Here is a 16,234-nt window from a genome sequence, read left to right on the forward strand (position 1 = left end):
CCTGCAGCTCAAGAGGCCAAGTCGCGTCGGGTTCCGGATTCGATTCGCGTAGGATTCGTTTCACCGCTGCCGATACTCCGAGGCCCGGTTCGGTGTCGGGAAACGCGTCGTAACCACCAGATCGCGTCGCCAATGGCCTGAACCCGGAAACCGGTGCCGCTTGTTTCGCCTTTTTCATGCAACGTCCGCGCGCAAGCGCGGGTTCTACCTCTTCTGCGCTCCATGAAAACGACAACAAAACTCGTTCTGGCAGCCGATCTGGCCGGCACGGCCGTGTTCGCCGTCGAGGGCGCGGTCGCCGCAATGCGCGGCGGCCTCGATCTGCTCGGCGTGATGGTCATCGCGTTCACCGTCGCGCTCGGTGGCGGCGTAATCCGGGACCTGTTGATCGGTGCAGCGCCACCGAATGCAATCCGCGACTGGCGCTATCCCGCGCTCGCGTTCACGATGGGGCTCGTCACCTTCGCGTTTCACGCGCAAGTCCTTGGCATTCCCGGCCTGGTCCTCGTCGCGCTCGACGCGGCAGGGCTCGCGTTGTTTGCAGTCGCCGGCACGCAGAAAGCGGTCGAATACGGGATCGGCCCATTCATCGCGGCGTTGATGGGCGTCGTGACGGGCGTCGGCGGTGGCGTGGTGCGCGACCTGCTGCTCGCGCGCGTGCCGACGGTGCTGGTGTCTGACATTTACGCGAGCGCGGCGTTCGTCGGCGGAGCGCTGGTCGTCGCCGGCCGTCGAGCAGGATTGCCGCCTGTCGTTGCCGCTGTGGGTGCGGGCGCCGCCTGCCTTGCCCTGCGGCTCACCGCGGTACGCTACGGCTGGCATCTGCCGCACGCGTAAACGAAATACCGCCGGCAAGCCGGCGGCAAAAGATGCGTCCACGGATGACGTGGCGCACCTGAGGCACTCGATTCGGCGAGTGCGGGTCATTCAGCAGCGAATGACCCGTGCGACGCTGCCGCGCCGGAGGCGCCCGCTCAGTTCTGCGTGAGCGGATTCAGCGTCGTGCACAGGAAACCCGTGCAGTTCGTCGGCTTGAAATAGAACGACGCCATCACCGGGGTCGTCGTGCCGAGCGCGAGATCGCTCAGGTACGCAGAGCCCTGCGCGCCGTAATTGTTCGACTGCTGGACGAAGCCGGCGCCGGTCGACTGGATCGCGGCCGACTGGTACGTGAAGGTCGGCGACTGCGTCTGGTCCTTCACGTAGACCCACGAGATCGTGCTGCCGAACTGCATCCCGCCTTTCGCGCGATAGCCCTTCGCGCCTTCGCTGTTGGCCTGCGCGATGAAGTCGCTGACGTTCGTCGTCGGCACCAGCGCATCGTACGCATAGGTCGCGTTCGACGCGTTGTTCTTCATGTACACGTTCGCCTGCACCGATCCGACCATCATCGGGCCCAGGAACCAGTAGCCCGACTGGCCCTGGCCGTTCGCCTGCGTGAGGAACGCGTTCGTGTCGGCCGGCAGGCCCGTCGTCGCGTACGTGTAGGTAGCCGACGAGCCGCCGTCCTTGCGATAGAGATAGCCGTACGTGAGCGGCCCTTCGAAGCGGTAACCGCTCGCGCCTTGCGTATTGGCCTGGTTGACGAAGCCCGTCATGTCGGCCGGCGTCGCCTGCAACTGGTACGTGTAGGTCTGCACGGTGCCGTCGCTCACGAAGATCGAGCGCGAACCGCCGTTGGTCGCGTTGTAGAAGTAGTCGCCCAGATAGCGATAGCCCTTCGCGCCTTCACTGTTGAGCAGCGTCAGGAAGCTCGCCTGATCCGCCGCGGTCGGCTGCGCGTCGTAGCGCAGCGCCAGCGTGCTGCCGCCCGAGCCGCCCGAACCGCCGCCGCCACCGCTTCCCGTGCCACCGGAACCCGTGCCGCCGGTGCCGCCGCTTCCGCCGTTGTTGCTCGTGCCCGCTCCGCCGCCGGACGATGCGGGCGAGGAATTGTCGTCGCCGCCGCAAGCGGTCAGCACCAGACAGGTCAATGCGATCAATGCAACGGCTTTCATCGGGATCACCTCGAAGCGAAAAGGAAGAACGAAGCCGGTGCGCACGGATCACGCCGCGCGCATGGACATTCACGTATCGGGAATCGGCCGGCAGCGCACCGCCGGCCCGGGGACGTCAGTTGACCTGCAACTGGCCACCGCGGCCGAGGCCGCCCTTGACGTCCTGCGCCTTGTAGCTGCGCAGTGCGACGACCATCTTGTTGAACGCGTCGATGAACGCGACGACCGTCGCCTTGCCTTCCGGCGTCGACGAGAAGCCCGCAAGCGCGCCGCCCACGCCGCCGCCGAAGCCGCCCAGCGCCGCGCCGTAGTTGGTCGCCGTCGAACTGCCTTCCGACGCCGCGATCTGCACCGCCGAGCGCACGTCGAACAGCGTCAGCGTGACAACCGACGCCTTCGTCTGCAGGTGGCCGGCCACCGCCGCCACCGCGCCGTTGCCGATCAGCCCGCCGATCATGCTGCCGATGCCGCCGATCGGCGAATCGTTGATGACGATCTGCGGTTCCATGTAGTAGTCGGCCGCCACACGCTGGCCCTTCTGCTGCTTCGAGCCCGCACGATATTCGCCCGAGCCGCGCTGCAGCTGCGTGATGCGCGACAGCCGCGCGTCGCTCTTCTGGTTGCCGATCGACGTGATCACGAAGCAGTTCGACTGCTGGACCGCCAGCCGCAGCAGCGGGTCGATCGTCGTCATCTTGGTCGCGCTGCCGAACGGGCCCCACCAGTCGGCGTTGCGGCCGTCGTCGACCGCGATCGTGCCGAGCGGCGACGCGCAGCGCTGCAGCCCCGAATCGGCGCCCGCGCTCGTGCCGCCTGCCGCGGCGCCTGTCACGCCGGCGTTCTGGCCGCCGGGCGTCACCACGCCGCCGCACCCCGCGACGGACGCGCAAAGCGCTGCGACCAGCGCACCTTGAGTAAGACGATGGGAAAGGATGGTCTTCATGTCGTTATCGATCGATAGAGTCGTTGTTCGGCTTATGTGTTCGTGCGAACTTCGTAAGCCCCCCGGGCATGGCGCGTTGGTGGTCTCCCCGCTGCCGCCCCCGTTGCTTCCGCCCGGGTCAGTAGTACCAGTACGTCTGATTCCAGACGCCGTAGTACGGATAGCCCGAGTACCAGTAGCCGTAATAGACGTCACGCCATTGCGTGCGCCATTTCCAGTCTTCTTCGTCTTCCTTCTTCGCCTTGCGCGCGAGCTCGAGCAGCTTCTTCGATTCCTTGTCGCCGCGGCTGGCCGCGATCGACAGCCACTTGTCCGCTTCGCGCGGATCGGAGCCCATCTCCTCAAGGCCGAACAGGTAGAAACTGCCGAGCGCCTTCTGCGCCTGCAGGTCGCCGCGCTCGGCGGCGTCGCGCATCCACTTGAGTGCCTGGTAGCTGTCCTGGCGCACGCCGTCGCCGCGGAAATAACGCAGGCCGAGGTCGTAGGCCGCCTTCGGCTGGGCCTTCGCGGCCTGCTTCAGCGCGACGATGCGCGGGTCTTCGCGATCTTCCGCATCGTCCTTCTTTGGGTAGGAGACCTGATCTTTAGGTCGATCGGAACAGCCGGTGTCGTCGCAGATCCGCACCGTGTTGCCGGTCACGGACGGGTCCTGCGCGCACGCGGCCAACAGCAACAGCAGCCCCGGTGCGAGTAAACGGCGGTACATTTTGGTACTTCCCTCAAGTTTTATTCGCGCCGACTGCTTCGCGCGACCCCGCCCTGCGAGCACGCACCGGTTTGCGCGCGGCGCGGCGAACACCATCCGCCAGCGCCGACACGCAGCCCAAAGCTCTCTCAGGTTCTCTTTTCGTCCTGCATGACCACTGCACCGTCAGAAGCCGGCGAGAGGCACAGCGCGCCGCCCCGGCATCCGTTCAACTCCGCCACCGTGCCCGCTGCGGCACCGTCGAGCGGTGAATCGATGGCTGGCGCTCCTGGTTTTTTAAAGCACGCATCATCGATCGTCATTTTCTGTTTTCAAATGATACATATCGGTCTATATCATAGTCAAGACAACTTGCGAACGCGCATCATGTGGGCCCGCCAGGCCCGGGAGGCCGGTGGCGAGGCCGGATGTGACCGATCGGTACGATGCTAAAATGGTCGATTTACGCAGTCGGAAGTCAAGGAGGGAATTGTTCGTGAGAGCCAGCAAACGCCAGTTGGTGGTAGACAAAGCTACCGAACTGTTCTCGAAGCACGGTTTTCATCCGGTCGGTGTCGACTGGATCATCGACGATTCCCGCGTTGCCCGAATGACGTTGTATCGGCATTTTCCGAGCAAGGACGAACTGATCCGGGAAGTGCTGGTCCAGCGTTACGACCTGATCATAGGCAGTATCGACGCACAACTGCAGCACGTCGCCGATCCGATCGAGCGGGTCAAGACGATCTTCGACTGGTACGAAGCGTGGTTCAATACGCCGGCGTTCGCCGGCTGCCTGTTCGAGCGCGCACTGGCCGAATTCGGAACGGCGTATGCGCCCATCTCGGATGTCGCGATCCGCTATCGCCGCAAGATGGTCGAATGGATCGCCGAACTGCTCGCGGATCTCGTCTCTCCCGAAACAGCAAAACGGCTGGCAGCCGTTTACATGATGCTGCTGGACGGTGCGACCGTCGACGCAAGAGCGTTCAACGATTCGGCGTCCGCGGGGCGAGCGTGGCAAGCGGCGAAATCGCTTCTGGAACAGGAAATGCGTGGCGGCACCGAGCATGCGAAACATGCGGACGCCCATACGCAACACGTTTGACGGGTTGTCCCAACCGTACATTGCGGGTCTGCAAAACATAGGATCGGCGCCCCACTGCGCGATCGACGCCATGGGGCCTGGCGACCGCGATTTCCCGTAACGTGTTCCGTGAAATATCGGTTCCATATCGAGCGCGCGCGATTGCGCGCACCTTGATGGGACATGTGCCGACACTATAATTTTTGAAGGTCGATTCGCATTCGAACGGTCATCCCGAACTCATCGAGAAAAGGGTCGCATTGCTGCCACCCACCCGTCAGGTCATCGGACCGGTAAGATATGACGGTTGGCCCCTCCCGCCGATTCCCGCTGCGCCCACATCGGCCGGATTCTCCGTCGTCAGCCGGGCGCACGTGCAGGAGCCACGCATGCAGGACATCCCGCCCATTACCGAAAATCACCTGCTTGCCGCGCTGCCGGAAAACGAGCGCGCCCACCTCGCCGCACACCTGACGCTCGTCGACATGCCGTTGGGAAAGGTGCTGTACGAGTCGGGCGGCCAGCTTCATCACGTCTATTTTCCGACCACGTCGATCGTGTCGCTGCTGTATGTGATGGAGGATGGCTCGTCCGCTGAAATCGCGATCGTCGGCCATGAAGGCATAATCGGCGTGTCGCTGTTCATGGGCGGCGAAACGACGCCGAGTCGCGCCGTCGTGCAAAGCGCGGGGCAGGCCTATCGGCTCGACGCGAGCATCCTGAAAGAAGAATTCCGGCGCGGCAACTCGATGCAGCGCCTGTTGTTGCGCTATACCCAGGCGCTGATCACGCAGATGGCTCAGACCGCGGTGTGCAACCGGCATCACTCGATCGATCAGCAACTGTGTCGCTGGCTGTTGCTCAGCCTCGACCGCCTGCCTTCGAACCAGCTGCGCATGACGCAGGAGTTGATCGCCAACATGCTGGGCGTGCGCCGGTCGGGCGTGACGGAAGCGGCATTGAAACTGCAGGACGCAGCCCTCATCCGCTACAACTACGGCCATATCGAGGTGCTGGACCGGCCCGGGCTCGAAAAGCGCGTGTGCGAATGCTACAGCGTGGTCAAACGCGAATTCGATCGCCTGCTTCCCGATCTGAAGCGGCTCTAGCCGCCACTGCACCGCATCGTACCGGCCTTCACTGCAGATGCCCTTGATCCCTGCGAAGGCGTGGAAGCGGACGAGCGACACCTTGCCGCCAGCGACGCGACGGACCAGATACCGTCAGGCTACCCAGTACGGCGTCCGGTTGTAGTACTGATGAAGCGACATTCCCCACTGTGATTGCGTCATCACCGGCCAATGCTCGTCGTCGAAGCCCGGGGTGCCTTTGACATGCGCGCCGGTCACATCCAGATGGAAACATTTGTCGCCGGTATCGTATTTCATCGCACTCCACGGAATGGCGCAAAGCATCTCGCCCGCTCCTCCGCTGGAAGCAACCGCGTACGCAATTCTGCCGTGGTGCAAATCGAGCACGATGTCGAAGACATTTCCAATATCCTCACCGTCCGACGCGATGATCTTGCTGCCCTTCAGGACATCCGCGGTCGTGACCATACGACCGGGTTCATCGCCTGCGTCGCGTCCGGCAAGCCTCCCCCCGTTGCCATCATCCCCAGATCGATTGGGGGTATGGAACATCCTCATGATGTCCTCCTTGGACGAGATCCGCGAATATCCATTTCGTGCACAGTCTCGACATTGACGATGGCACTCAACGCACGAGAAAACGCTGCGCGCAAAGGCATCGGAAGTCGGTACGGTTCCGTACCCGGACATACCGGGAATATCGGCCCGCCGTCGCGCTGTCCGATACCGCCGCGTTCATCGGTATCGCCGAATGCCGGCGACGACTCGATGGTTCCCGGTCACATCGGAAGCCGACGCTCAGGTACGGCAGGATCCGCTTGAGCTTGATGAAGACGGCATAGAGCGCTGTCGTCCGTCATGTCCGAAGCTGTCGACCGTCGACAGCGCATTCGCGATTGCGAACCGGACTCCACGCCATACGATGCCTCGTGCGGGGGCATCGTCGTCAACCCGGCGATCGAATCGGTGGAAGCGCGTTCCCTACTGGCGGGTGGCAAGGCCGACGCGTATCGGGCCATTCCATTCGTCTTCGTCGTCGTCCGTCTGCGCAAGGCGCCGACCCGCGCCGCGCGGCCGGCGCTAACGGTGCTTGATGTGCGACGACTTCCGGTGATGCTTTCGATGGGCCGGGCGGGAAATCATCCTGGTGACACCGCCTATCGACGGCGGATCGCTGGCGGGGAACGTCCCCTCGACCGCCTCGTCGACATTGCGTTCGCTCTTGCCGCCGTTCGTATGCTGCTCTCGATACCTGTTGCGCATAGCCGCCTCCATGGAGCTGATTGTCGGACCAGGCGGACCCGGATTCGACTCGCCGCGTGCGGACGACCCGCCAGCGTGGAATGCCGCCGGTCACGACCCCAGCATAGGCCCGATTTGAAAATTCCGCTGGACACGGTCGGGATCCAACGCGTAACACCGGACATCGGGAATCGGGCACGGTCGCAGCGCCGACAAGCGCGCAGGCAAACTGTCCGGCATCGGACAGACTGAGCCCGCACATCGCGCGTATAGCTACGCTACCGGGCCGATTCCGGCTGCCCCGTTCGCCCGGCAGCCCATCGACATGGCGATCCTCACTGCTTCGTGATCCTGATGACGAAGATCCAGAGGATGTTTCGCGACATGCCGGGACGGACGGTTCGCCGCCGGATGGTCCACCCCCGTACACGCTTTGTACGGTTTCGTACCGCATCGGCCATTCGTCGCGTGTAGCGTCTCAACCATGCCGGCCATCCGAGGGGACGCAATCGGCAGGAATCGCTCCGCATCGACGGACGAACGACTGGATGCCACCGCACGGCAGGCAGGTCAGCCGGTTCCCCGACGTGCCGGGCATCGCTCTGGCGAGGACATCATGTTGCGAAGCATTCGAAGGTTGCACGGAGACACGGTTCGAGCGAAGGACGGCGATATCGGGCACATCCACCAGGCCTACTTCGACGATGACAACTGGTGCATCCGTTACCTCGTCGTCGAGACGGGCGACTGGCTGCACGACAGGCAGGTGCTGGTCTCGCCGTATTCCGTCACGCATGCCGATCCCGACACCCGCACGCTCTACGTCAGCCTCACGCAACAGCAGGTGAGGGACAGCCCGAACGTGGACACGCACAAGCCGGTATCCCGCCAGCACGAGATCGAGTACCTGCGTTACTACAACTACCCGACTTACTGGGGCGGCCCGAACCTTTGGGGAATGGGCGCGTACCCGGCTTTCGATCCCGCCGGGCCGTCGCAGGACCCTGAAGCGGGCGATCCGCTTGTCTCGCGCACCGCGCCGGCCAGCGCAGCGGCGGATACGCATCTGCGCAGCACCGGCGAGGTCGACGGATATCGGCTCGAAGCCACGGACGGCCATATCGGTCACGTGTCCGACTTCATTTACGACGAAGAAGCCTGGGTGATCCGCTATCTGGCGATCGACACGTCGAGCTGGTGGTCGACCGGCAAGGAAGTGCTGATCGCGACTCACTGGCTCGACCAGGTGGACTGGCCCACGGAAACGGTGTCGACCACGCTCACGCGCGACGCGATCCGCCGGAGCCCTCCATACGACGACTCGCAGCTCGTGCATCGCAGCTACGAGATCGAGTTGCACGAGTTCTACGGCAAGCACGGCTATTGGCCCGGAGACCGATAACGCAGACCCGCGCAATGGGTCACCAACGCAACCACCATCCCGTGCGGGATATCTCGTGACCGGACGCCAGGGAGCAGCTGCATGACCTCAACCGATTTCCCGCCAATCGAAGGTTCGGCACTCGATGCGCTCTGCATCAACACGTTGCGCTTCCTGTCGATCGATGCCGTGCAGAAAGCGGCGAGCGGCCATCCAGGCCTGCCGCTCGGCGCCGCACCGATGGCCTATGCGTTATGGATGCGCCATCTCAAGCACCACCCCGCCAATCCGGCGTGGTTCGATCGCGATCGCTTCATCCTGTCGGCCGGACATGGTTCGATGCTGTTGTACGGCCTGCTTCACCTGACCGGCTACGATCTGCCGCTCGACCAGATCGGGCGCTTCCGGCAATCGGGCAGCCTCACGCCCGGCCATCCGGAGCGCGGCCTCACGCCGGGTGTCGAGGCGACGACCGGCCCGCTCGGCCAGGGCTTCGCCAACGCCGTCGGCATGGCGATGGCGGAAGCGCAGCTCGCCGCGTGCTACAACCGTCCCGGTTTCGAGATCGTGGATCACCACACCTACGCACTCGTCAGCGACGGCGACCTGATGGAGGGCGTCGCGGCGGAGGCCGCATCGCTTGCCGGCCATCTCCGGCTCGGCAAGCTGATCTGCCTGTACGACGACAATCGCGTCACGCTGTCCGCCGGCACCGCGATCACCTTCACCGAAGATCGCGCGCAGCGGTTCGACGCCTACGGCTGGCATACCGAAACGGTCGACGACGGCAACGACCTGGCCGCCATCGACGCGGCGCTGGCCAACGCACGTGCGGAGAAGCTGCGTCCGTCGTTGATCCTCGTGCGCACGCATCTCGGCTATGGCTCGCCCAACCGGCAAGACACGTACCAGGCTCACGGATCGCCGCTCGGCGACGCCGAGGTGCGGTTGACCAAGCACAACCTCGGCTGGCCGCCCGACCCCGCGTTTCATATCCCCGCACCGGCACTCGCGCATTTTCGTCGCGCGCTGGCAGAGGGGCGCGCACGGGAAGATCACTGGAACGCGCGGTTTACAGCCTATGCGCACGCGTTTCCCGAGCTGGCCAAAGCGCTGCTGAACACGGTGCGCGGCACGCTGCCCGACCGGTGGGACCGCGATATCCCGGTGTTTCCGGCCGATCCGACAGGCATGGCGACGCGGGTTGCGTCCGGCCAGGTGCTGAATGCCGTCGCCTCCCGCGTCCCGTCGCTGGTCGGCGGCTCCGCCGATCTGAATCCGTCCACCTTCACCGCGCTGGCCGGGCACGGCGATTTCGAGGCCGCCGGCACGAACGCGCTCGACCGGCAAGGTTCCAACGGCGGCGGCTGGAGCCGCAGCGGCCGCAATCTGCATTTCGGCGTGCGCGAGCATGCGATGGGCGCCATCCTGAACGGCCTGGCGACCCACGGCGGCATCCTGCCGTTCGGCGCGACCTTCCTGATCTTTTCCGACTACATGCGTCCGCCGATCCGGCTCGCCGCGTTGATGCGCCTGCAGGTGATCTATGTGTTCACGCACGACAGCCTCGCGGTCGGCGAGGACGGCGCGACGCATCAGCCGATGGAGCAGCTGGCCGGCCTGCGCGCGATCCCGGGCCTGCTGGTGATTCGACCGGCCGATGCCAACGAGACAGCCGTCGCGTGGCGTGTGGCGCTCGAAGCGCGGGAGCGGCCGACCGCGCTGGTCCTGACCCGCCAGGACGTGCCGACCATCGATCGCCTCCGGTTCGCGCCGGCCGAGGGCTTGCGACGCGGCGGCTACGTGCTGGCCGATGCGCCCGACGGCCGCCCCACGCTGATCCTGATCGCGACGGGCTCGGAAGTCGCGCTCGCGCTGGCGGCGCAAGTCGAACTGCTCGCGCGCGGCGTGGCGGTTCGGGTGGTGTCGCTGCCCTGCTGGAGATTGTTCGACGCCCAGCCCCAGCCGTATCAGGACGCCGTGCTGCCGAAGGCGGTCGGCGCGCGGCTGGCGATCGAAGCGGGCGTGTCGCAAGGCTGGCACCGCTATGTCGGCGATCGCGGCGACGTGCTCGGCATCGCGGGTTTCGGCGCGTCCGCGCCGGGCGCCGAGCTGATGCGCGATTTCGGCTTCACGGTCGAGAACGTCTGCGACCGCGCGCTGAAACTGCTCGCGTAAACCGCGGACGGCCCGTCCGCGTATCAGGCATTCGGGCCGCCGCCGGCATGGCGCGTGCCGGCTTCGAGCACCGCGTCGACCATCGACTGGGCATCGGACCCGATGCGCGCCACGTGGTCCTCTCTGTTGAAGCTTTCCGCATCGATCCGGTAGGGACCCCGGTACCCGATGGCCGTCCGTGCTCAATGCGCGGCCGGCTTGCCCGCTCGACGCTCGAGCATGAGGATAAGGGCGATGATGCTGACGAAATGCGTGCGTTCCGGGGGCGTCAGACGGCCGTTCTCCAGCATCGATTCCAGCCGAATTCGCCAGAGTGCCAATGGCGCAGGTTCACCGAGCGTGACGCGTGCAATGAGTCGTTCAAGCGAACGCAGGTCTCCCTCGATTGCTGAGTGGGCCATGGCAACGCTCCGGTTGTCGTGAGGATCGGCGACCAGTCTATGACGACGCACGGCGCCACTCTGCCCGCTACCGTACATCGCACGCGTGCCGCTTCTGGTACGCGTTCCCGACCGCTTCGGCCGCAGGCACGCGTCGCTGCGACCGCAATGGTCGTGCCCGGTCCTTTGTCCGCCATCGGACAGACGCCGGACCGGCTCGCTGCGAACGTGGGACGATCGGCGCGATACTGTGCGACGAGTGTGGGGCATCGACGCCGCGTCCGGTGCGCGCCGCGTACAGCCTCCGCGACGCCACATGGCGACCTGCAACCGAAGCGCGGCGAGCGCGACGTCATTCATGCGGGGTATGCAAAGTGACCGAAACGATCGGATGCCTCATCTTCGGAGCCCTGCTGATTTCCATGGGACTCATCGGATCGTCGCTCGAGCGCCTGCCGCTCAGCGCGGCCATGGTGTATCTCGGGATCGGTTTTCTGATCGGCCCCGCCGGCACCGGCTTCCTGTCGATGACATTGCCGGATGACGTCACGCGGTTGCGCATCGCGGCCGAAATCGGCCTGCTGATCTCGCTGTTCGCGATCGGCCTGAGGCTGCGTGTCCCGCCCGCCGATCGCCGCTGGATGCTGCCGCTGCGGCTTGGCATCGTCGCGATGATCTTCACCGTCGCATCGATCGCCGCGCTCGGCGTGCTGGTGTTGCATTTGAGTCTCGGCGTCGCGGTACTGCTGGGCGCGATCATCGCGCCGACGGACCCCGTGCTCGCTCATGACGTCGGCGTGCGCGATGCGGGTGACGTCGAACTGGTGCGTTTTTCGTTGTCCGGCGAAGGCGGGATCAACGACGGCACGGCCTACCCGTGCGCGGTGCTCGGCCTGCTTTTGTGCGGTTCCGGCGCGACGTCGGAACTGCACTGGAGCATGGTCGGCGGCATTGCATGGGGCATCGCGTCCGGTGTGGGCGCCGGCTGGCTGCTCGGCCTTGCCACGGCCCGGCTCGTCGCATTCCTGCGCAGCCGTCACGGGCAGGCGCTCGGCCTGATCATGCTGTCGTACGGCGTGACGCTCGCCATTCATGGCTACGGGTTCCTGGCGGTGTTCGCCGCGGGCGTCGCGATGCGGCGCGTCGAGCATCGAACGAGCGGCCGGAAGACGTCGAAGGAGACGGTCGGCGTCGTGGACAGCGAGGATGTCGAGGCCACCGCCACCGATCCCGACAAGGCCCATGCCTTCGTCGCGGAATCGGTCATGGGATTCACGATCGAGCTTGAACACATCGCCGAAGCCGTGCTGATCCTGCTGATCGGCGCGCTCGTCTCCCGCTATTGGGCCGACATGCTGACGTGGATGGGCGCGGCCGTGGTCGCGACACTGCTGTTCGTCATCCGGCCGGCCGCCACCCAGCTCGCGCTGATCGGCTCCCGGGCGTCGCACCACCAGCGCCGGCTGATCAGCTGGTTCGGCATTCGCGGCGTGGGTTCCCTGTATTACCTGATGCTGGCCCTCGAGCAAGGGCCGCGCGCGGAACTGTTGCCGCTGGTTCCGTGGGTACTGGCCATCGTCGCGATGTCGATCGTGCTGCACGGCATTTCAGCGGCGCCGCTCATGCGCCGCTATGCGTGAGATCCAGCGCGCGTGCAGTGGCGCGATGCGTGCGTGGGTCGAACGGTTCGGCGCGGCGCCACACCCGACACTCGAGGTGCCGGGCGGCCGTCTTTCCGTGAACCTGCAGCGTCGATGATGCCCCGCTTCACAGCCTGCCCAGCAGCATCATGATGAGCAACACGACCAATACCAAGCCCAGCAATCCGCTTGGCCCATAACCCCAGCCGTTGCTGTAGCGCCAGGTCGGGATCGCCCCGACCATCAGCAGCACGACAACGATCAGTAGAAGAAGTCCCAGTGACATGTCGTCTCTCCTCGATCAATCCGGCCGGTCATGTCGCGATGCGTGCGCACCGCTGGCCCCGCCGAATGCATTCGAACCGATGTTTACGTCGATATGCTCACATGCGCTCCCGCGTCGACGCGCGCACGCGCCGTTCGTCGCCTGTCGCGTCGAAATTGGCGTGCCGCGTTTCGAATGCCGGAGCACCCCGGACGTAAATCATCCTGCTTCCTGATGCAGGACTCGCGCTCGACGCACCCGGTTCGGGACGTGCATCGACGCTTTCGATTTCAAGGTAGACGGGCGCGGGCGTGGAGTCTGTCCGGCAACGTACCGGACGCACGCGCGTCATCGCGAACGTCGCGGCACGTCGCTCCGGCCGCGCGACCGCGATTGCGATCGGCACGCGATGGCGCAACCGGGCAACGTGCCGGCACATCGTTCTTCGGTCGACACCGTGCGGACCTGTCAACGGCAACGGGTCGACGATCGCGGGTGCCGCATGCGAGGTTCGTCGTCTGCCTTTTCTTGGTTGGAGCTTAGTTCAGTGGATATGTCCGCCGAACAGCCCGAGCAACCCGATGACGATCAGGTAGATCGCAACGATGTAGTTCAACAAACGGGGCACCACAAGAATCAGAATGCCGGCGATCAGCGAAACCAGCGGGCCCGCGGTCGTGAGGATGTGCATACGCCCTCCGCAAGATTGACAACAACACAGGGATACGAAGCCGCCCTGCCTCCGCCGCTCGTTACAGCGACTTGAGCCGGGTGACCTTCGTGCCTTCGAGCGTGACGCCGGCCATCAACCCGTTGTTCGTCAGCACGAACGCTTCGATCGGCGCGGTCGCGGTGCTGGTGTCGACGTTGCCGTTCGCGCCGATTTTCAGTACTGCCACCGACGCGTCGCCGCCCACCGACCAGCCTTCGCTGTTACGGAAGCGACCAAGCGCATCCTCGGTCATGAACAGGAAAATGATGGCTTTCGATTGCGCACCGATCTGCAGCCCGATCGAGCCGGTGGTGGTGCTGTAGTACCCGACCGTGCTGCCGGCAACGCGCAGCGAGCCTTCGCCGTACTGGCCGCCGACGAAGAGGCCGGCCGCGATGACTGACGGGAATACCAGCACGCCGCGTGCCTTGCCGACGAGTTCACGCGACCCTTTGGCGGTCGTGTAAAGGCGCGCAAGGGTCGAGTCGACGCCTGCATCGATGGTGTGGCGTTTGTCGGTCTGGTGGCCGCTGGCGTCGGATGTGCCGGTCGTCGTGCATCCCGAGACCGCGAGGCCGATAGCCAGGATCGATCCCGGCGTACCCCATAGAAATGTTCGTCGCTGCATGATTCACCCCAAGGTTGTTCGTGGATATCCCTGACGCTACACACAGGCGAATACGAATGCGGTACGAAAGCGTACCAAGCATGCAAAAACCGACAACCTGCACAACCTCTCTTCGCGGTGATCGCCCCGATCGCCGCCCGCGTGCATTCGACGGCACGCCGGCGTCGATCGCGTACGGCATCGTACCGACTTCCGTCTCGATTGCGCGCAGTGTGTCTTCGGGCGCCCTGATTGTTCCGCGCTGAAGCGCCCGATATGACGCTTCGATGGTTCCAGGTTTCGTATCGGCAAAGCAGGCGACCCATGTCAAGGAGCAGTGTGATGAACAGGGATCAGGTGAGAGGTCGCATCGCGGAAGCGAAAGGCAGACTGAAGGAAATGGTCGGCAGGGTCATGGGAAATCGATCGACCAGAATGCAGGGCAAGGTCGAGCAGGTCGTCGGGAAGACACAAGCGTCATTCGGTGACGCGAAAGAGCAGTTCAGGAAGCGGCCGTAGGGTGTTCGCGCGAACGGTTCCGTCGCGCCGCGCGAACAGGCAACGTGCGCGGATTCACCGGGTGTTGACGGCGCGTGCATGCAACATCCGGCGATACCCGTTTCCCGACTGGCCGTCACGATGCCGCAATGCGTCGGGTGTGGTCGCCGTGCGCGGCGGCAAGTGGTTTGTGCTGCTCGTCTCCCATGCCGGGAAAGAACGCGTCCCACGCATCGCGGACACCTTTCGCTGCGGTCGCATCCGCGGCAATCGTCTCCTGGTCGCCCGACTTGGCCGGATCGGAACACAAGCCTCGCCAGCGCGTAAAGGTGAGCATCGGCTTTTCGGTCCATTCGCCGTCGCCGAACTTCGCAAACGCCGTGTCGCCGCTCACCATTCGCACTTCATACCATCCGTTGCGAACAGGCGCGTATTGGTCCAGCGTAAACCATCGTGTAGATTGGGTTTTCATCATTGCCTCCTCATGGGTCCATGGATCGTTGTGCAGGACAAAACTCCGGTCCCGCCTGGCCGACGCATGTGCGCTAATCCGCGCACCGATTCAGCCACAGCCGGCCTGCGGCCGTCATGTTGATCGAGCCGCCGGTGCGCGACTCGTATGCAAGCCCGTGAGTCAATAGTTCATTGGCTATGGGGCGTGGAATATCGGCTTGGGAATCCGGAATTCGATCAAGCGATTTGAGGGTCTCGACGACCTCGGGTGAAAGTGGGATGCACATGGCAGCCTCCTCGGTGTTGAGTTCATCGTGAACCGGACGGCACGCGTCGGTCTGTACGGTATCGACTATTTTGGAAGCAGGTTCTTCCGTAACCGCACTGCAACCCTGTGATTTACCCGCATCGAAAATATGCTTCGGCATCCGATGTTTTTCTTGCGAAAGCCTTGTCAAGCGCGCACACTGAAGATACCTGCCGGTTCTTTGTCAAGGCATCGGCGCCCTTGAATCCTTCGGCGCCAACGGTTGCTCTGTCAGGAGCAAATCATGACCATCCCCACTCTCGAATATCGCGGACGTGAACTCCGCGTCTATTCACAAATGCTTTTCCCGCCGTTCGGCGATCCCCACGCCCCCGGCCCGAAGCGTTTCGCTTCAATCGTGCGCATCGACACGATTCCGGCGACCTCGGCAACGGCACCGCGTTACTCGACCATTTTCGAGCATGGCGCTCCGCAAACGGCGGCGCTCGCACTCGATCTGGCGATGCAGTTCGGCAAGGACATCGTGGACGGCAAGATCGCCCCTGCGGCGATCTGATCCGTCCGCCGCATCCGACTCGACGCGGCGTCTCGCGACGCGAGCACACCTCACCCAGGAGCGATCCATGAAATATTACTCAGGCACCTCAATTGATCGGCGCGATGACGCGACCCGGCAAAAGCAGCGGGATGATCTGGCCCGTGCCGACGTCGAACGCGCCGAAAAGCGCATCCGCCAGGATGCCGGCATCAATTCCAATGCGAGCAAGTGGCGCTATTCGCGTCCCGACAATCGGGCGAGATGAGCGG

General features: G+C 64.4%; 20 protein-coding genes. 9 read left to right on the plus strand and 11 right to left on the minus strand.

Annotation, left to right across the window (positions count from 1 at the left end; genetic code table 11):
• The first annotated feature begins 222 nt into the window (after positions 1–222).
• On the plus strand, positions 223–837 hold the full coding sequence (locus ABD05_RS20885; protein ID WP_047902014.1) for a trimeric intracellular cation channel family protein: 615 nt from the start codon (positions 223–225) through the stop codon (positions 835–837).
• Between the two features lie 137 nt (positions 838–974).
• Here the strand turns inward: ABD05_RS20885 and ABD05_RS38740 are convergent, their stop codons facing one another.
• From ABD05_RS38740 to ABD05_RS38345, 4 genes are all read right to left on the minus strand, one after another.
• Entirely contained in the window at positions 975–1,997 is a 1,023-nt protein-coding gene (locus ABD05_RS38740) for a hypothetical protein (protein WP_047903695.1), read from the minus strand.
• A 115-nt stretch (positions 1,998–2,112) separates the two neighbouring features.
• Complete coding sequence (locus ABD05_RS20895) at positions 2,113–2,940, minus strand: hypothetical protein (RefSeq protein ID WP_047902015.1); 828 nt, start codon at positions 2,938–2,940, stop codon at positions 2,113–2,115.
• A 118-nt stretch (positions 2,941–3,058) separates the two neighbouring features.
• Positions 3,059–3,646: a tetratricopeptide repeat protein gene (locus ABD05_RS20900; RefSeq protein WP_047902016.1), complete on the minus strand. Its 588-nt coding sequence runs from the start codon at positions 3,644–3,646 to the stop codon at positions 3,059–3,061.
• A gap of 128 nt (positions 3,647–3,774) precedes the next feature.
• Positions 3,775–3,948: a hypothetical protein gene (locus tag ABD05_RS38345; protein ID WP_157776441.1), complete on the minus strand. Its 174-nt coding sequence runs from the start codon at positions 3,946–3,948 to the stop codon at positions 3,775–3,777.
• 173 nt (positions 3,949–4,121) lie between these two features.
• On the opposite strand from ABD05_RS38345, the gene ABD05_RS20905 reads away from it, so the two are divergent.
• Together ABD05_RS20905 and ABD05_RS20910 are read left to right on the plus strand one after the other, a co-directional pair.
• Positions 4,122–4,733 carry a TetR/AcrR family transcriptional regulator gene (locus tag ABD05_RS20905; protein ID WP_047903696.1) on the plus strand — a complete coding sequence of 204 codons (612 nt, stop codon included), beginning with the start codon at positions 4,122–4,124 and terminating at the stop codon, positions 4,731–4,733.
• 368 nt (positions 4,734–5,101) lie between these two features.
• Positions 5,102–5,821, plus strand: a complete 720-nt coding sequence (locus ABD05_RS20910) for a Crp/Fnr family transcriptional regulator (RefSeq protein WP_047902017.1) — start codon at positions 5,102–5,104, stop codon at positions 5,819–5,821.
• Positions 5,822–5,935: 114 nt separating this feature from the next.
• Here the strand turns inward: ABD05_RS20910 and ABD05_RS20915 are convergent, their stop codons facing one another.
• Positions 5,936–6,361 (minus strand): PRC-barrel domain-containing protein, encoded by a 426-nt coding sequence (locus ABD05_RS20915; protein WP_047902018.1) that lies wholly within the window; start codon positions 6,359–6,361, stop codon positions 5,936–5,938.
• Between the two features lie 1,300 nt (positions 6,362–7,661).
• On the opposite strand from ABD05_RS20915, the gene ABD05_RS20925 reads away from it, so the two are divergent.
• Positions 7,662–8,447, plus strand: a complete 786-nt coding sequence (locus ABD05_RS20925; protein ID WP_047902019.1) for a PRC-barrel domain-containing protein — start codon at positions 7,662–7,664, stop codon at positions 8,445–8,447.
• 81 nt (positions 8,448–8,528) lie between these two features.
• On the plus strand, positions 8,529–10,604 hold the full coding sequence (tkt, locus tag ABD05_RS20930; RefSeq protein WP_047902020.1) for a transketolase: 2,076 nt from the start codon (positions 8,529–8,531) through the stop codon (positions 10,602–10,604).
• A 182-nt stretch (positions 10,605–10,786) separates the two neighbouring features.
• Here tkt and ABD05_RS20935 read toward each other — a convergent pair whose 3' ends face one another.
• Positions 10,787–11,005, minus strand: coding sequence for a hypothetical protein (locus ABD05_RS20935; RefSeq protein WP_047902021.1), 219 nt, complete (start codon positions 11,003–11,005; stop codon positions 10,787–10,789).
• A 353-nt stretch (positions 11,006–11,358) separates the two neighbouring features.
• Between ABD05_RS20935 and ABD05_RS20940 the strand changes: the two genes are divergently transcribed.
• Positions 11,359–12,624 (plus strand): cation:proton antiporter, encoded by a 1,266-nt coding sequence (locus ABD05_RS20940; RefSeq protein WP_047902022.1) that lies wholly within the window; start codon positions 11,359–11,361, stop codon positions 12,622–12,624.
• 127 nt (positions 12,625–12,751) lie between these two features.
• Here the strand turns inward: ABD05_RS20940 and ABD05_RS36455 are convergent, their stop codons facing one another.
• From ABD05_RS36455 to ABD05_RS20950, 3 genes are all read right to left on the minus strand, one after another.
• On the minus strand, positions 12,752–12,910 hold the full coding sequence (locus ABD05_RS36455) for a DUF3309 family protein (protein WP_082146179.1): 159 nt from the start codon (positions 12,908–12,910) through the stop codon (positions 12,752–12,754).
• 523 nt (positions 12,911–13,433) lie between these two features.
• Entirely contained in the window at positions 13,434–13,580 is a 147-nt protein-coding gene (locus ABD05_RS36460) for a DUF3096 domain-containing protein (protein ID WP_082146180.1), read from the minus strand.
• A gap of 61 nt (positions 13,581–13,641) precedes the next feature.
• The gene (locus ABD05_RS20950) at positions 13,642–14,229 is read right to left on the minus strand and encodes a BPSL1445 family SYLF domain-containing lipoprotein (RefSeq protein ID WP_047902024.1); all 588 of its coding nucleotides are present in this window, start codon (positions 14,227–14,229) and stop codon (positions 13,642–13,644) included.
• Between the two features lie 321 nt (positions 14,230–14,550).
• Between ABD05_RS20950 and ABD05_RS20955 the strand changes: the two genes are divergently transcribed.
• Positions 14,551–14,727: a CsbD family protein gene (locus ABD05_RS20955; protein WP_034194764.1), complete on the plus strand. Its 177-nt coding sequence runs from the start codon at positions 14,551–14,553 to the stop codon at positions 14,725–14,727.
• A gap of 115 nt (positions 14,728–14,842) precedes the next feature.
• Here the strand turns inward: ABD05_RS20955 and ABD05_RS20960 are convergent, their stop codons facing one another.
• Both ABD05_RS20960 and ABD05_RS39000 read right to left on the minus strand, forming a co-directional pair.
• Positions 14,843–15,178, minus strand: coding sequence for a hypothetical protein (locus tag ABD05_RS20960; protein ID WP_047903698.1), 336 nt, complete (start codon positions 15,176–15,178; stop codon positions 14,843–14,845).
• A gap of 73 nt (positions 15,179–15,251) precedes the next feature.
• A complete protein-coding gene (locus ABD05_RS39000; RefSeq protein WP_231944111.1) occupies positions 15,252–15,587 on the minus strand; it encodes a hypothetical protein in 336 nt (111 codons plus the stop codon).
• 123 nt (positions 15,588–15,710) lie between these two features.
• Here ABD05_RS39000 and ABD05_RS20965 point away from each other — a divergent pair, with 123 nt between their 5' ends.
• Positions 15,711–15,983, plus strand: coding sequence for a hypothetical protein (locus ABD05_RS20965; RefSeq protein ID WP_014725341.1), 273 nt, complete (start codon positions 15,711–15,713; stop codon positions 15,981–15,983).
• Between the two features lie 67 nt (positions 15,984–16,050).
• Positions 16,051–16,230, plus strand: a complete 180-nt coding sequence (locus ABD05_RS36470; RefSeq protein ID WP_014725342.1) for a hypothetical protein — start codon at positions 16,051–16,053, stop codon at positions 16,228–16,230.
• The last annotated feature ends 4 nt before the right edge of the window (positions 16,231–16,234 follow it).

The organism is Burkholderia pyrrocinia (assembly GCF_001028665.1).
Taxonomy (GTDB): domain Bacteria; phylum Pseudomonadota; class Gammaproteobacteria; order Burkholderiales; family Burkholderiaceae; genus Burkholderia; species Burkholderia pyrrocinia.

Bases quoted from the DNA above. Each gene is read 5' to 3' on its own strand.
- ABD05_RS20915 (WP_047902018.1), bottom strand. From the start codon at position 6,361: ATGAGGATGTTCCATACCCCCAATCGATCTGGGGATGATGGCAACGGG.
- ABD05_RS20950 (WP_047902024.1), bottom strand. From the start codon at position 14,229: ATGCAGCGACGAACATTTCTATGGGGTACGCCGGGATCGATCCTGGCT.
- ABD05_RS20895 (WP_047902015.1), bottom strand. From the start codon at position 2,940: ATGAAGACCATCCTTTCCCATCGTCTTACTCAAGGTGCGCTGGTCGCA.
- ABD05_RS39000 (WP_231944111.1), bottom strand. From the start codon at position 15,587: ATGCCGAAGCATATTTTCGATGCGGGTAAATCACAGGGTTGCAGTGCG.
- ABD05_RS36460 (WP_082146180.1), bottom strand. From the start codon at position 13,580: ATGCACATCCTCACGACCGCGGGCCCGCTGGTTTCGCTGATCGCCGGC.
- ABD05_RS36455 (WP_082146179.1), bottom strand. From the start codon at position 12,910: ATGTCACTGGGACTTCTTCTACTGATCGTTGTCGTGCTGCTGATGGTC.
- ABD05_RS20960 (WP_047903698.1), bottom strand. From the start codon at position 15,178: ATGAAAACCCAATCTACACGATGGTTTACGCTGGACCAATACGCGCCT.
- ABD05_RS20935 (WP_047902021.1), bottom strand. From the start codon at position 11,005: ATGGCCCACTCAGCAATCGAGGGAGACCTGCGTTCGCTTGAACGACTC.
- ABD05_RS20965 (WP_014725341.1), top strand. From the start codon at position 15,711: ATGACCATCCCCACTCTCGAATATCGCGGACGTGAACTCCGCGTCTAT.
- ABD05_RS38345 (WP_157776441.1), bottom strand. From the start codon at position 3,948: ATGACGATCGATGATGCGTGCTTTAAAAAACCAGGAGCGCCAGCCATC.
- ABD05_RS20900 (WP_047902016.1), bottom strand. From the start codon at position 3,646: ATGTACCGCCGTTTACTCGCACCGGGGCTGCTGTTGCTGTTGGCCGCG.
- ABD05_RS20885 (WP_047902014.1), top strand. From the start codon at position 223: ATGAAAACGACAACAAAACTCGTTCTGGCAGCCGATCTGGCCGGCACG.
- ABD05_RS36470 (WP_014725342.1), top strand. From the start codon at position 16,051: ATGAAATATTACTCAGGCACCTCAATTGATCGGCGCGATGACGCGACC.
- ABD05_RS20910 (WP_047902017.1), top strand. From the start codon at position 5,102: ATGCAGGACATCCCGCCCATTACCGAAAATCACCTGCTTGCCGCGCTG.
- ABD05_RS38740 (WP_047903695.1), bottom strand. From the start codon at position 1,997: ATGAAAGCCGTTGCATTGATCGCATTGACCTGTCTGGTGCTGACCGCT.
- ABD05_RS20955 (WP_034194764.1), top strand. From the start codon at position 14,551: ATGAACAGGGATCAGGTGAGAGGTCGCATCGCGGAAGCGAAAGGCAGA.
- tkt (WP_047902020.1), top strand. From the start codon at position 8,529: ATGACCTCAACCGATTTCCCGCCAATCGAAGGTTCGGCACTCGATGCG.
- ABD05_RS20925 (WP_047902019.1), top strand. From the start codon at position 7,662: ATGTTGCGAAGCATTCGAAGGTTGCACGGAGACACGGTTCGAGCGAAG.